The following is a 14647-nucleotide window of genomic DNA, read 5'->3' on the forward strand; positions in this document are numbered from 1 at the left end:
ACCTTTCCTTTAACTTCTCCATAAGCGACTTTAATTTTATTTTTCACACACTTCAGAGGCATTTCTGGCACGTCCCAATACTCACAATGTGTAATTTTTGTGATTCACATTCGCCTATTTCGTAACCAAATCAAGACGCAAGGTATTCACAGGCAACCAGCCGGCGATCAGACTGAAGTGGGATCCTGGCTCACTACACAGCCTTTTTCGTTAAATATAATCAACAAACTAGCTGAAAAAGAGCCACTAAATACCGCGAACTGATGAATAAAAAACCAAACCACTCGTTATATATTCAACACTACAGGTTACATATCGTTATCCTTCCCTCGGCCTAACCTAGCACATTGCTTTATAAACTATAAAAAAAGCACATACAGGCCATGATATACAGCTGGCATATAATATGCTTTTGCCTTCCCTGATCTTTTGCTTGGCCGAGCAACTTGGTTAGCTCGCAAGTCCTGATAGGCCAGTTGTCAAAAAATATTAAACACTCGTGAACAGGGTGACCGGCATTCAATAACTAACCGCCCGCCTCTGTTTGATCGACATGGTGATCCCATGTCCTGAGTTATAAACCGGAGATTATGTATGCATAAGAAAACCAGCCTGGCATTGGCCATCCTTCTCGCAGCCGGCGTAGCGGCTCCCGTGATGGCTGCAAAGGTACCTGCAGGTACCGAACTGGCTGCCAAGCAGGAAATCGTCTTTAACAACGGCGCTGAACCTGCCACCCTTGATCCACAGAAAATGGAAGGCACCCCCGAGTCCAGGATTGCACGCAACCTGTTTGAAGGTCTGGTGATTCAGGACGACAAGGGCAACATTCTCCCCGGCGTAGCGACCTCTTGGGACGTTAACGACAACAACACCGTATTCACTTTCCACCTGCGTGATGATGCCAAGTGGTCCAATGGCGACCCCGTCACCGCTGGCGACTTCGTATTTGCCTGGCAGCGTGCGGTAGATCCCAAAACCGCATCGCCCTACTCCTGGTATATCGAAATGACCACCATGGCCAATGCCAGCGACATCATCAACGGCAAGAAGTCACCTGATCAGCTCGGCGTAAAAGCACTGGACGACCACACTCTGCAGGTCGTACTCGATAAGCCTATTCCCTACTTCATCCGCATGCTTGGCCACACCACCATGGTGCCTGCCAACAAGAAAGTCATTGACCAGTGGGGCGAGAAGTGGACCAGCCCTGATCACTTTGTGGGTAACGGTGCCTACACCCTGACTGACTGGGTGGTCAACGAGCGCATTGTGCTGAAGCGCAACCCCAACTACTGGGATAACAAAGACACCGTGGTCAACCAGATCACCGTGCTGCCCATCGAGTCAGAAAACTCTGAGCTGTCACGTTACAAAGCAGGTGAAATCGACATCACCAACGGCAGCACCCCGATTGCCATCGAGCACTTCCGTCAGCTGAAGAAAGATATTCCTGATCAGATCCACACTACAGGTCAGGTCGGCACCTACTACTACAGCTTCAACAACAAGAAGGCTCCCTTCGATGACGCTCGCATCCGCAAGGCGCTGAGCTTTGCCATCGACCGTGATGTCATTACCGACAAGATCACCGGCCAGGGTGAAATCCCTGCCTATGCCTTTGTTCCCGATATCACCGCCGGCTTCACTCCTGTCGTTCCTGCCTGGGCCAAACTGACTCAGAAAGAACGTGTTGAAGAAGCCAAGAAACTGATGAAAGAAGCGGGCTACGGCCCTGATCATCCGTTGAGCTTTGAACTGCTGTACAACACCAGCGACAACCACAAGAAGATCGCCATCGCCGTGGCCGCCATGTGGAAACAGTCTCTGGGTGTGAATGTCAGCCTGGTTAACCAGGAATGGAAAACCTATCTGGCCACCGAGCGTGCAGGTGACTTCCAGGTCGCGCGTGCCGGCTGGGTAGGCGACTACAACGAAGCCTCCACCATGCTGGATCTGCTGACCACTAAAAATGGCAACAACTATGCACGTTACTCCAACCCCGAGTACGACATGCTGATGGCCGACTCAAAAAGCGTAGTCGACGAGACCAAGCGTAACGAGATGTACAACAAGGCCGCCACTCTGCTGGACCGCGACATGCCTGTTGCCCCCATCTATCAGTACTCCACTACCCGTCTGGTTAAACCCTACATTGGCGGCTATCCCGCCGCTAACCCTGAAGATATTTTCTACTTCAAGGACATGTACGTAGCTAAACACTAAGGGCTGACACCTGAAGGCATACCGGCGGCTCTCACGAGCCCGCCGGTATTTGCTTTTGTGATTTTCTATTTTGTGTAGCGGGACTGGATAAATCCGTCACACCTCCCCAGTCACAAGGGAGGTGCCTCAGGGACGACGGCCTCGCTGCAAGGTCAGGTATTTGCCAATGCTAAAATTTGTATTCAAGCGCTTAATTGAAGCCATCCCTACCCTGCTGGTGCTGATTCTGGTGTCCTTCGTGCTGATGCATGCGGCCCCCGGCAGCCCCTTTACCGGTGAGCGTTCGCTGCCGCCGGAGATTCTGGCCAACATCGAGGCCAAATACGGGCTTGATCAGCCTCTCTACGTCCAGTTTTTCCACTATCTGGGCGGGCTGTTACAGGGCGATCTTGGCCCTTCGTTCAAATACAAGGATTTTTCCGTCAATGAGCTGGTTGGTCAGAGCTTCCCGGTATCGGCCGAAATTGGTTTGTGGGCATTTCTTACCGCCGTTGTGCTGGGTGTGCTGTTCGGCGTCGTCGCGGCTCTGAAGCAAAACACCTGGGTTGATTATGGTGTGATGTCACTGGCCATGACCGGCGTGGTGATTCCCAGTTTTGTGCTGGCCCCCCTGCTGGTACTGATCTTCGCTGTGCATCTGCACTGGCTGCCTGCAGGCGGATGGAATGGCGGTGAATGGATGTACATGTTGTTGCCCGTGCTGGCTATGGCGGCTCATTATGTTTCGTCTATCGCCCGCATCATGCGCGGCAGCATGATTGAAATCATGCACTCCAACTTTATCCGCACGGCGCGCGCCAAAGGGTTGCCCGCAGGCTACATCATCTGGCGTCATGCGCTGAAGCCTGCCCTGCTGCCCGTTATCTCTTATCTTGGCCCGGCGTTTGTCGGCATCATCACAGGCTCTGTGGTGATCGAAACCATTTTTGGGCTGCCTGGCATTGGCCAGCTGTTCGTCAACGGCTCACTCAACCGTGACTACTCCATGGTACTGGGCATTACTGTCCTGATCGGCGCACTGACCATCATGTTCAACGCCATCGTCGACATTATGTACGCCTATATCGATCCCAAAATTCGTTACTGAGTCAGCCTATGATTACTAACAAACCCAACAGCGAAGCCGTTTCCCGCTTTGCTACCCAACTGCAGGAAGCTCCTGCCGAAGTGGAAGGGCGCAGTCTGTGGCAGGACGCCCGCCGTCGCTTCATGCACAACAAAGCGGCGATGATCAGTCTGATCACCCTCTCCGTGATCATCCTGCTGTGCCTGTTCGGCAGTCAGCTGGGTGACTTCACCTACGACGACATCGACTGGAACGCCATGCAGATCGCCCCGGATGCCTCCAGCGGCCACTTTTTCGGTACTGACAGCCTGGGCCGTGATCTGTTCGTGCGCACGCTGGTGGGCGGTCAGATTTCCCTGATGGTCGGCGTGCTGGGCGCGCTGGTCGCCATTGTGATCGGCACTCTGTACGGCGCCATGGCAGGCTTCATCGGCGGTCGTACCGATTCCTTCATGATGCGCACACTGGAGATTCTGAACTCCTTCCCGTTCATGTTCTTCGTCATTCTGCTGGTGACCTTCTTCGGCCGTAACATCATGCTGATCTTCATCGCTATCGGTGCGGTGTCCTGGCTGGATATGGCCCGTATCGTGCGCGGTCAGACTCTCAGCCTGAAGAGCAAAGAGTTCATCGAGGCGGCGCACGTCTGTGGCGTCAGCACCTGGGCCATCATCACCCGGCATATCGTGCCCAACGTGCTCGGTATCGTGGTGGTGTACGCCACCCTGCTGGTGCCGAGCATGATTCTGTTCGAATCCTTCCTCAGTTATCTGGGTCTGGGTGTGCAGGAGCCCATGACCAGCTGGGGAGCATTGCTCAATGAAGGCTCCAAAACCATGGAGGTGGCCCCCTGGCAACTGCTGTTCCCGGCCGGTTTCCTGGTAACCACCCTGTTCTGCTTCAACTTCGTGGGCGATGGTCTGCGTGATGCCCTTGACCCGAAAGACCGGTAAGGAGCCTGCGATGAGTTTGTTATCTATCAAGAATCTGGAAGTTCACTTCTCTACGCCTGATGGCACCGTCACTGCCGTCAATAAGCTGAACTTTTCTCTGGAGGCGGGCCAGACCCTCGGTATCGTCGGCGAATCCGGCTCGGGAAAGAGTCAGACCGCCTTTGCGCTGATGGGCCTGCTGGCCAAAAACGGCAAGGTCAGCGGCGAAGCTGTTTTTGACGGCAAGTCCATCGTTGGCCTGAGCGAGAAAGAGCTGAACAGGATCCGTTCGGAAAAGATCGCCATGATCTTTCAGGACCCCATGACCTCCCTCAACCCCTATATGCGGGTCGGTGAGCAGCTGATGGAAGTGCTGATGCTGCACAAAGGCATGACTAAAGCGGACGCCTTTGAAGAATCCGTGCGCATGCTGGACGCGGTGAAAATGCCTGAAGCACGCAAGCGCATGAAGATGTTCCCGCACGAGTTCTCCGGCGGGATGCGTCAGCGCGTGATGATTGCCATGGCGCTGCTATGCCGTCCACAGCTGCTGATTGCCGATGAGCCCACGACCGCGCTGGACGTCACCGTGCAGGCGCAGATCATGACGCTGCTGTCTGAGCTGCAACGCGACTTCAACACCGCCATTATCATGATCACTCACGATCTGGGCGTCGTGGCCGGAATCTGTGACAAGGTACTGGTGATGTATGCCGGGCGCACCATGGAATACGGCACTGCGCGCGATATTTTCTATCGCCCGAGCCATCCCTACACCCAGGGTTTGCTGTCAGCTATTCCGCGTCTGGACGCCGATGACATGGCGGCACTGCCGACCATTCCGGGGAATCCACCCAACCTGCTCAAACTGCCACAGGGCTGTCCGTTCCAGGAGCGCTGTCAGCACGTCAGTGATATCTGCCGTCACACGGAACCGGAACTTATTACTACCAGCGACCAGCGTCAGCGTGCCTGTCACTGGCTGGCCGAGGAGCAAGCCTGATGAGCACTCAACCTATTCTGCAAGTGCGCGATCTGAAGGTGCACTTCGATATCAAAACCAGCAGCCTGTGGCCATGGGCGCCCTCACTCGCCCTGAAAGCGGTGGACGGCGTCAGCCTCGACCTCTATCCCGGCGAAACACTCGGCGTGGTGGGCGAGTCAGGCTGTGGCAAATCAACCTTTGCCCGGGCGCTGATCGGTCTGGTGAAGTCCCGTGCGGGCAGCATCAAATGGCAGGGACAGGAGCTGCTGGAGCTGGATCATCACGGTTGGCGGGAAATCCGCAAGGATATCCAGATGATCTTCCAGGATCCGCTGGCCTCGTTGAATCCGCGCATGACCATCGGTGACATCATTGCCGAGCCACTGCGCACTTTCTATCCCAGGCTCAGCAAGCAGGAAGTCACTGACAAGGTGAAGGCCATGATGATGAAGGTCGGTTTGCTGCCTAACGTCATCAACCGCTACCCCCACGAGTTCTCCGGTGGTCAGTGCCAGCGTATCGGCATTGCCCGTGCACTGATCGTTGAACCCAAGCTGGTGATCTGTGACGAGCCGGTATCGGCGCTGGACGTGTCCATTCAGGCACAGGTGGTCAATCTGCTGAAATCGCTGCAGAAGGAAATGGGGCTGTCGCTGATCTTCATCGCCCATGATCTGTCGGTGGTGAAGCACATCAGTGACCGCGTCATGGTGATGTATCTGGGCAATCAGGTGGAACTGGGTCAGGGCAAGGCTCTCTATGCCGACCCCAAACACCCTTACACCAAAGCCCTGATGTCAGCGGTGCCGATTCCCGATCCGGATATCGAGCGCAACAAGACTATCCAGCTACTGGAAGGCGATCTGCCATCGCCGATCAATCCGCCTTCAGGCTGCGTGTTCCGTACCCGCTGCCCGATTGCGGTGGCCAGCTGTGCAGAACAGCGACCCACCTTGCAGGGTGAGCCACGACATACTGTCGCCTGTCCTCGAGTAGCATGATATTGGGACTAACTGTTTTTTTGATGCGGCTATATAATGCCCGCACTTAACAGGTTCTGTTACTACCGATTGTCTTAACTATCAGCACGTTAAGAAGCAAAATGCCCGGCACTAGCCGGGCATTTCTTTATCTGTCAGACGCCTTGTACAAGGCGATGCCACATGTGGCAGCTGAGGAGTGCCGGGTTACAGCGACGTCTCCTTGACGATTTTCCACTCGCCGTTTTCTTTATCCATCTCCAGCTCCTTCACGACCTTGTCCTGATAGCCACTGGCCGAATAGTTCTGCTCGAAGCGGATAATGGCCCGGCTGTCGACGATAGCCACCTGAGGCTCTCCCAGTTCAACCTTGATCCACTTCGGTGCTGAAATTTTCTGCCGGCGCTGCTGCTCCCAGCTCTTGCGACTCATGTTGTCCGGGGCGAAATCAGGAGAATAGAACGACAGGTAACTGTCCACATCCTGACTGGACCAGGCAGCACGCCAGCCTTCCACCGTCTTCAGCAGAGACTGGTAGCTCAGCTCGATGGCAGCTTGTGGCGAAGCGGGTTTGTCCGCTGCAGGAGGGGTGGCAGGTGCAGCATTCGCATCAGCCATAGCGTTGTTTTCTACTGCAGGCACTGCATTGGCTTCTGCAGGCGCTTCGGCAGTGCTGGTCATATCAGCCGTCATGACCGGTGCTGCGTTCGGGTTGTGAGCTACGCTGTCATTGGCCACGATAGAGTTCTGCATGACGGATGCCGCAGCCGCTTCAGCACTGCTGGAACTCGCCTGGCTCATATCAGTGCTGGCCTCGGTGGTTGCAGAGATTGTGGAGGTCGAAGCAGACAGCTCGGGGGCGGGCATCGGAGTGGCATCGGGTGCAGATTGCAGCGCGACATCAGGAATACCTACGGGTTTGGACTTGTTCACCACCTTGGGCGGGGGTTCGACGTCCGCTTTGCTGACGCGGGTTGGTGAGGGGGCACAGGCTGCCAACCCCAGTGATGACAGGATCACTAGCGCAGGTAACGCAATACGCTTGTTATTCACTTCACTTTTTCCCCTATCCTTTGCTACTGCTTTATTCATTCCAGATTTGACCCGGCAGTGCCGCCAGCCAGCGCTGGCGCCGTGCCGGAAGAGCAGCAACGGCTGCTGGTTAAAGCCATCACGGTATAGAAGAAATTCGGCGGTATAAATAAGAAGCAGGGAAAAATTACAAAATTTTACTGTCAGTGCCCATCGTGGTCTTTTAGCCACGCAGCAGCGGCCTCGGCATCACTCTCTCGCGCATCCACCCAGTAACTGTCGTTGCCGGTTTCTTCTTTTTTCCAGAACGGCGCACGGGTTTTCAGCATATCCATGATGTACTCACAGGCGGCAAAGGCATCCTTACGATGGCTGCTGGCAACGGCGACAAACACAATGGTGTCTCCGGGCAGCATTCTGCCTACCCGGTGCACCACCAGCGCATCCTGCAGCTGCCAGCGCGTTTGCGCTTCCAGCAGCAGCTGATGCAGTACCTTCTCGGTCATGCCCGGATAGTGTTCAAGCGTCAGAGCTGTCACTTCGGGGCGCTCATTAAAATCACGCACTAACCCGCTGAAACTGACGATGGCACCTGTCGGATACTCGTCAGACTGCCCATCGTGCGGCTGAAACTGCTGTAACAGCCCTTGCAGATCCAGCGGTGAAGACTGAACCCGGGCGCGTTGCGGTGGAATGCTCCCCTGCTTCATATCTCAGCCCCCCGTCACCGGTGGGAAGAACGCCACTTCGTCACCATCGTCCACCGGCTCCTGAGAGTCGACAATGGCCTGATTGACGGCCGCCAGCAGATTGGGCTGGGCCAGACAACTGGCCCAGGGCTCACCCTGTCCCTGTAACTGCGACAGCAACTCCGCCAGCGTCATCCCGGCCTGCCATGGCCATTGCAAACCTTCAATCCCCAGCTCTTCACGCAATCGGGCAAAAAATAGCACCTTGATCATGCCTGTTCCTCCTGCGCGCTTACCTGCCAGTGACCAGACTTTCCACCGCTTTTTTCCAGTAGCCTGATGTGTTCAATCACCATGCCTTTGTCGACCGCTTTACACATGTCGTACAGAGTCAGAGCCGCCACGCTGGCCGCTGTCAGCGCCTCCATTTCCACCCCGGTCTGTCCTGCCAGTTTGGCACGGGTTTCGATACGCACCCGCTGCTGCTCGGGCAGCGCCTGCAGCTCGACCTTGACGGAAGTGAGCATCAGGGGATGGCAGAGCGGAATCAGTTCCCAGGTCCGTTTGGCCGCCTGAATGCCAGCAATACGGGCCACTGCAAACACATCCCCTTTGGGATGTTTGCCATCGACCAGCAGGGCCATGCATTCGGCTGACATGCTGACCACGGCTTCGGCTCTGGCTTCACGTTGACTGACAGACTTATCGGTCACGTCCACCATGTGGGCATGGCCCTGACTATCAAGATGAGTAAGTTGTGACATAGAAAACATCCACCACAGAACACTTATCTGAGCGGAGAACGTGAACTCGTTCTCAGCTCAGTACACCGTGAAAAGGAATAAACTGCAGCACCTCTCCCGCGGCAAATACCTTGCCAGCGGGAATCTCCAGCAAGCCGCTGGCCGCACTCGCCGTCGACAATACACCTGAACTCTGGTTACCCACCGGCATGGCGACGATCCCCTGATCCGTTGTCTGCAATACAGCACGAACGTATTCGGTGCGCCGCCCGGCGCTCTTGAGTGAGTAGCCGGCCCTGACTTCAAAACGCGGCGCTGCAACCTGCTCCTGCCCCATGGAGCGCAGCAGGTAGGGACGAGCCAGCAGAGAGAACGTTACCAGCACAGAAGCAGGGTTGCCCGGCAAGCCGATAAAGGGCGTGTCTCCTACGCTGCCGAAAGCAAAAGGTTTGCCCGGCTTGATTGCCAGTTTCCAGACCAGTAGCTGGCCCAGTTCATTGACGGCCTGACGCACATGATCTTCTTCGCCTACCGACACCCCGCCGGTAGTCATGATGACATCTGCCGAAGCGGCCGCATCCTGCAGCGCCTGTGTGGTCAGCGCCAGCCGGTCAGGAACAATGCCGAGATTGATCACATCCAGCCCCAGCCCACGCAGCAGCGCCTCCAGCATGAAGGCATTGGAGTTGTAGATCTGCCCGGGTTGCAGTGGCTGCCCCGGCGCAATCAGTTCATCTCCGGTGGTCAGTATGGCCACCCGCAGCGGGCGAAACACGGTCACTTCGGCAATCCCGACAGAGGCCAGCACACCGAGATGGCTGGCCCCCAGACGCACCCCCGGATCAAACAACACGGCACCGTGCTGGATATCCTGACCGGCCTTGCGCACATGCTGACCGGACACTGGCTGAATCTGGATATGCACAGAGTCCTTGCCCGGCTCATTCACGATGGCACGGCAGTCTTCCTGCATCACCACGCAATCCGCGCCGGCTGGCACCACCGCACCGGTGAAAATACGGACGGCCGTGCCGGGTTGCAGCGGTTCGGGCACACTACCGGCCGGGATACGCTGGCTGACCGGCAGCACGCCATCAGCACCGAGATCTGCAGCGCGCAGGGCATAACCGTCCATTGCGCTGTTGTCGGCAGGAGGTACTGACATGGGGCTGATAATCCCTTTGGCCAGTACCTTACCCAGCGCCTGATGCAGAGGCAGAGTTTCGATCGGCGTCAACGGCAGAGCACGCGCCAGCAATGTCGCCAGCACGTCATCAATGGTTTTCAGGGGTTCGCGCGCACAGCTGTCGCTCATGCCTTCCCCCCGATCTCTTTCGCTACGGGCTTGACCATTTCGACAAAGTTACAAGGCCGGTGCCGGCTGTCGAGCTGTTCGCGAATAATGCTGTTCCAGGCAGTCCGGCAGGCGCCGGTCGAGCCGGGCATGCAAAAAATCAGGGTACGGTTGGCAACCCCTGCCAGCGCACGGCTCTGGATGGTGGACGTGCCGATTTCACTGTAGGAAATCTGCCGGAACAACTCACCAAAACCTTCAATGGTCTTGTCGAACAGCGGCTTCATGGCTTCCGGTGTCGAGTCACGGGCAGTAAAACCAGTGCCGCCGGTAATCAGCACCGCATGAATATCAGCATCAGCGATCCACTGCGAAACCACCGCACGCATCTGATACACGTCATCTTTCACAATAGCGCGGGTTGCCAGCATGTGACCGGCCTCCTGCAAGCCGGCGACCAGCGCATCACCCGAGGTGTCATTGGCCGCGGTGCGCGTATCGGACACCGTCAGCACGGCGATATTGAGGGGGGTGAGATCAGTACTGAAGGCCATGGTATGTCCCATAAATCGGGGGTTATAAAAGGGATAAGGCTGTCGTAACAACAACGAACAACACCCTGTCAGGATCGTAGTGGTGGCAGTCTTGCCGGATCAGCCGCCTGTCATATTCATAAAACGCAGCACCTGCGGCTCGTCGCTGAGAGAAAAATGATGACGCTCCGGTTTGATCGCCATCGCCTCCATCAGGGTCTGGCGCAGACGCTGATCATCGCCGGGATAGCGGCGCAGCACAGACTTCAAATCCACCGAGTGCTCATTACCAAGGCAAAGTAACAGGCGCCCTTCCACCGTCACCCGCACACGATTACAGGTGCTGCAGAAGTTATGGCTATGGGGCGAGATAAAGCCGACGCGGCTGCGCTGCCCGGGAATGCGATAGTAACGTGAAGGGCCGCCGGTCGTTTCCGCCGAGGCCACCAGACCATAACGCTGTTGCAACTGCTCCAGCAAAGCGTCGTTGCCCAGATAAGTGTGCTGCAGATCACGGGTGCGCACTTCACCAAGCGGCATTTCTTCAATAAAGCTGATGTCCATGCCCCGCGCAGTGGCGTAGTTCAGCAGATCATCCAGTTCATCGACGTTCTTGCCCTGTAACACCACGGTATTGAGCTTGATGCGCTCAAACCCGGCATCCAGTGCTGCTTCGATACCCGACAGCACCTGCTGCAGCTTGTCACGGCGGGTCATGTCAACGAAGCGTTCCGGCTTGAGGGTATCCAGGCTGATATTGAGGCGCTTCACCCCGGCAGCCTTCAGCTCGCTGGCATAACGGACAAGCTGCGAGCCATTGGTCGTCAGCGTCAGCTCTTCCAGCCCCGGCAGCTGCCCCAGCTGCTGAATCAGCCACATCACGTTGGGGCGTACCAGTGGCTCACCACCGGTCAGGCGAATCTTCTTCACCCCCATGGCCACAAAATTGTGCCCGACATCCGCCAGCTCTTCCAGGCTCAGAATCTGTGCCCGACGCAGGAATGTGGTGTCTTCGTTCATGCAGTAGATGCAGCGAAAGTCACAACGATCAGTGACCGACAGCCGCAGATAGCTGACACGCCGGCCAAAGTTGTCGATCAGCGACGGCATATCCGCAGACGAAGTGGCGCCGCCAGAGGAGGACGCTGGATGCAAGACCGGTGAGGCATTATTGAAGTCGCCTGTAGACTCTGCAGACCTCTTAGACTCTGTAGACCTCTTAGACTCTGTAGACATAGTTACCTGCTTACCACTCAAGAAGTGCAGTGTCCCAACCACGACTTCACAACAATAAACGTAGGGAGGGCGATAAACATGATCGCCATTTACAGCAGAGGGACACGCGCAGTAAATCAGGTGTCGCATCCTGCCAGTTTGTCGATTCCGACCTTTGCCCGTCCTGCAGCGGCCGGGCGCAGCAAAGAACTCGGCAATTCAGGACAAAACGCCTGATACCGCACGTCAGTCCAGACCGGGCGTGCTCGCCTGCCTAGATTCTTGGTAATCACGCCAGCACTTTTCAACATAGTCGGCGACCTGTTGTGGCTGGTTAATATCCAGCTGTGGCAGGGCAAGCTGGGCGTCGCAACCACCGTCCCATACCAGCGCCTGCACGTACTCATCCTGACTATGCAGAAATGGCTTGCCGAGTGCGCATCGATGCAGCTCAATTTTTGGCCAGGGCGCATGGCGAAAGCCTTCCACCAGCACCATATCCAGCACCGACATATCAAGCAGGGCCAGTTGCTGCTGCAACTCGGCTTCCTGCTTTTCAGCATTTTCATGAAATACTACCGAACGCCAGGGGGTCACCAGTACCCCCTGCACCGCTCCGGCCTTACGCAGGCGATAGCTGTCTTTGCCCGGCTTATCCAGTTCAAGATCATGGTGGGAATGTTTGACCACGCCGATGCGGTAACCACGCTGGCAAAGAATACGCACCACCTGCTCCAGCAAAGTGGTTTTCCCTGTGCCACTGTAGGCGGCAAAAATCAGAGTGAACATCGTCACAGTTTCCAAGGTTCTGCAGTGCTGCGAGCAGGCTGACAGGCGTTTGCCCTAACCTGCGAAAGAGGTGTCTATTTGCTGTCGCTGCAGCAAATTTTCAAGTAAATCAATACCTTCTTGCCAGTCACCCAGCCCGCTTTCACCATTGATATGACCTAATGCCCCAACCTCAACCAGACCGCTCCCCCAGGCCAGCGCCTGCTGGTGAGCAAACTCGGGGCTGCCGTACGGGTCATTCAGGCTGGTGACCACCAGCGAGGGAAACGGTAATACCGCTGCTGGCAGGGGCGTAAATCCCTTCGCGGAAGGAGGATAGGCAGGCATGGCCGGATCAGGTACCGCCACCAGCAGCGCAGCACGAATGCGATGTTTGCTCTGGCTGGCCCAGTGCGCCAGTGTGAGACATCCCAGACTGTGTGCGACAACAACAGTATCCTCACCCATGATGGCCAGGGTCTCATCCAGCCGCGCAACCCATTGGTTGCAATCCGGATGGAGCCAGTCATCCTGCTCGACACGCTGCCAGTAAGGAAATAATTGCTGCCAGCGACTTTGCCAGTGAGGCTCATCAGAGTTGCCAAAGCCCGGGTGAATCAAAACGGGGTGATGCACTGCGCTGTCCTCCATATTGATCGCAATGCTCCAGAGGGTACGCGGGGATGCTATCAAAGTCACCGTCAGAACGTGTACAGGTTCAAAAGGCCATACTCTGACAGTCAATACAGCAGAAACTAATCCGCCGCCGCTGTGCCGATGGGGCCGGGAATACGTGCCAGTGCGGCTTCTAACGCGGCATAACAGTTGGGATCAAGAGCCGTTCCGCGCATCTGCGCCATGATCGAAAGGGTTTTGGGTGTCGATGTCGGTTCATGGTAGGGACGTGCCGAGGAGATCGCATCAAAGATATCCGCCGTGGTGATAATGCGGGTAAAGGGAGTAATTTCATCCGCCTTCAGGCCACGCGGGTAGCCTGTCCCGTCCAGCCGCTCATGATGAGCAGCAGCCACTTTGGCCAGTGCGGAAAAGGCTTTGATCCTCGAAAGAATCTGCTCGGAATAGGTAGCGTGCATCTTTACCGCTTCCCACTCCTGCGGATCCAGTTTGCCCGGTTTATCCAGAACCGTATTGCTGACGCCGAGCTTTCCGACATCATGAAGCAGTGCACCGCGTTTGAGCCAGCGCCGTACCGGCATGGAGTAGCCCATTTCCTCAGCGACCAGATCGGTATACAGACCGACACGCTCACTGTGACCGGCCGTGTAAGGACTTTTTGAGTCCACCACCTGACCAAAGGCCGCCGCAATCTCATCCATGTAATCATCATCCAGCGGCAGCCAGTGTTGCGCCGGCTCCAGACTAACAACGAAGTCCTGCAGTTGCGGATGCGTCAGCACCTCCCAGAAGCCGGGCCTTACGGCAACCTGCTCAAGCGCCACCACCACCGCAGGATCAAACCACAGCCCAGTGCGCAAGCGCGCTTCACGCAGCGCCGCCTTTGGCCCAGAGACCAGAAAGAACACGTCAACCACCTGACATACCAGGGCGATGCGGGCATACAACGGTATCTCGTCGCCACTGAGCCCGGCAGGCTTACCTTTACCATTCCAGTGTTCATCCAGACTGTGAATACCCTCCGCCACTCCGTCACTGAAGCGTAGCTGACGGGCGATGGCAGCACCGCGCTCACAGCGGGTACGAATCAGTTCCTGGGAGTAGTCCTCACCGTTCTGAAAAATATCCAGCACGCGGCGGAAACGCTCTGCCAGCCCGGCTTCCAGTCCGGTGTGCTTAAGGACGAAATTGACCACCTGTGGCAGCCCGCCATTCACCCACTTGTACTCACGCTTGAAAGCCAGATCATCGGTCAGATACAGCTCACAGATACGGGCAGCATTACTGCTGCAGCCCAGGTCCTTGAGCAGCAGGGTGTAATACAGCTCCCACATCTGTTCATCACTGAGGCCGAGCTTTTCACCAATATGCATACCGATCCAGCATACGCGCATACAGTGACCCGGAGGCTGACCTTCGGTCATATCCAGCGCGTGACTGAGCGCACTGATCAGTTCAGCCCGTGATAGCTCCGACACTTCGGGAAGATGGAGGTTATCCAGTACAAATCGATTCACAGACAGCTACCAGCCAACAACAGTAAAAGTG

At 56.3% G+C, this 14647-nt stretch carries 16 protein-coding genes; 6 read left to right on the top strand and 10 right to left on the bottom strand.

Going from position 1 to position 14647, the window contains the following annotated elements:
- Positions 1-594 precede the first annotated feature (594 nt).
- From QCD60_RS28960 to oppF, 5 genes are all read left to right on the top strand, one after another.
- Positions 595-2226 carry an ABC transporter substrate-binding protein gene (locus QCD60_RS28960; protein ID WP_279790813.1) on the top strand — a complete coding sequence of 544 codons (1632 nt, stop codon included), beginning with the start codon at positions 595-597 and terminating at the stop codon, positions 2224-2226.
- Positions 2227-2392: 166 nt separating this feature from the next.
- The gene (oppB, locus tag QCD60_RS28965; RefSeq protein ID WP_279790815.1) at positions 2393-3313 is read left to right on the top strand and encodes an oligopeptide ABC transporter permease OppB; all 921 of its coding nucleotides are present in this window, start codon (positions 2393-2395) and stop codon (positions 3311-3313) included.
- Between the two features lie 8 nt (positions 3314-3321).
- Positions 3322-4245 carry an oligopeptide ABC transporter permease OppC gene (gene oppC / locus QCD60_RS28970; protein WP_279790817.1) on the top strand — a complete coding sequence of 308 codons (924 nt, stop codon included), beginning with the start codon at positions 3322-3324 and terminating at the stop codon, positions 4243-4245.
- Positions 4246-4255: 10 nt separating this feature from the next.
- Positions 4256-5227, top strand: a complete 972-nt coding sequence (gene oppD / locus QCD60_RS28975) for an oligopeptide ABC transporter ATP-binding protein OppD (RefSeq protein WP_104153922.1) — start codon at positions 4256-4258, stop codon at positions 5225-5227.
- Complete coding sequence (gene oppF, locus QCD60_RS28980) at positions 5227-6210, top strand: murein tripeptide/oligopeptide ABC transporter ATP binding protein OppF (protein WP_104153923.1); 984 nt, start codon at positions 5227-5229, stop codon at positions 6208-6210. Before oppD ends, oppF begins: the two co-directional genes overlap by 1 nt.
- Positions 6211-6396: 186 nt before the next feature.
- Here the strand turns inward: oppF and QCD60_RS28985 are convergent, their stop codons facing one another.
- From QCD60_RS28985 to moaA, 7 genes are all read right to left on the bottom strand, one after another.
- Positions 6397-7242, bottom strand: coding sequence for a nuclear transport factor 2 family protein (locus tag QCD60_RS28985; RefSeq protein WP_279790821.1), 846 nt, complete (start codon positions 7240-7242; stop codon positions 6397-6399).
- A 182-nt stretch (positions 7243-7424) separates the two neighbouring features.
- On the bottom strand, positions 7425-7931 hold the full coding sequence (locus tag QCD60_RS28990; protein WP_279790823.1) for a molybdenum cofactor biosynthesis protein MoaE: 507 nt from the start codon (positions 7929-7931) through the stop codon (positions 7425-7427).
- 3 nt (positions 7932-7934) lie between these two features.
- Positions 7935-8183 carry a molybdopterin converting factor subunit 1 gene (gene moaD / locus QCD60_RS28995; protein ID WP_279790825.1) on the bottom strand — a complete coding sequence of 83 codons (249 nt, stop codon included), beginning with the start codon at positions 8181-8183 and terminating at the stop codon, positions 7935-7937.
- The gene (moaC, locus tag QCD60_RS29000; protein WP_279790827.1) at positions 8180-8674 is read right to left on the bottom strand and encodes a cyclic pyranopterin monophosphate synthase MoaC; all 495 of its coding nucleotides are present in this window, start codon (positions 8672-8674) and stop codon (positions 8180-8182) included. The genes moaD and moaC overlap by 4 nt, the downstream gene beginning before the upstream one ends.
- A 52-nt stretch (positions 8675-8726) precedes the next feature.
- On the bottom strand, positions 8727-9968 hold the full coding sequence (glp, locus tag QCD60_RS29005) for a gephyrin-like molybdotransferase Glp (protein ID WP_279790829.1): 1242 nt from the start codon (positions 9966-9968) through the stop codon (positions 8727-8729).
- Entirely contained in the window at positions 9965-10501 is a 537-nt protein-coding gene (moaB, locus tag QCD60_RS29010; RefSeq protein ID WP_279790831.1) for a molybdenum cofactor biosynthesis protein B, read from the bottom strand. The genes glp and moaB overlap by 4 nt, the downstream gene beginning before the upstream one ends.
- Positions 10502-10600: 99 nt before the next feature.
- Positions 10601-11590, bottom strand: a complete 990-nt coding sequence (gene moaA / locus QCD60_RS29015) for a GTP 3',8-cyclase MoaA (protein WP_279791096.1) — start codon at positions 11588-11590, stop codon at positions 10601-10603.
- A 204-nt stretch (positions 11591-11794) separates the two neighbouring features.
- On the opposite strand from moaA, the gene QCD60_RS29020 reads away from it, so the two are divergent.
- The gene (locus QCD60_RS29020) at positions 11795-11932 is read left to right on the top strand and encodes a hypothetical protein (RefSeq protein WP_279790833.1); all 138 of its coding nucleotides are present in this window, start codon (positions 11795-11797) and stop codon (positions 11930-11932) included.
- 9 nt (positions 11933-11941) lie between these two features.
- On the opposite strand, the gene mobB is transcribed toward QCD60_RS29020, so the two are convergent.
- From mobB to QCD60_RS29035, 3 genes are all read right to left on the bottom strand, one after another.
- Positions 11942-12484, bottom strand: coding sequence for a molybdopterin-guanine dinucleotide biosynthesis protein B (gene mobB, locus QCD60_RS29025; RefSeq protein ID WP_279790834.1), 543 nt, complete (start codon positions 12482-12484; stop codon positions 11942-11944).
- Between the two features lie 54 nt (positions 12485-12538).
- Positions 12539-13099: an alpha/beta fold hydrolase gene (locus QCD60_RS29030; protein ID WP_279790836.1), complete on the bottom strand. Its 561-nt coding sequence runs from the start codon at positions 13097-13099 to the stop codon at positions 12539-12541.
- 119 nt (positions 13100-13218) lie between these two features.
- Positions 13219-14616, bottom strand: a complete 1398-nt coding sequence (locus tag QCD60_RS29035; RefSeq protein WP_279790838.1) for an HD-GYP domain-containing protein — start codon at positions 14614-14616, stop codon at positions 13219-13221.
- Positions 14617-14647: the final 31 nt, after the last annotated feature.

It is taken from the genome of Pokkaliibacter sp. MBI-7 (genome assembly GCF_029846635.1).
Taxonomy (GTDB): domain Bacteria; phylum Pseudomonadota; class Gammaproteobacteria; order Pseudomonadales; family Balneatricaceae; genus Pokkaliibacter.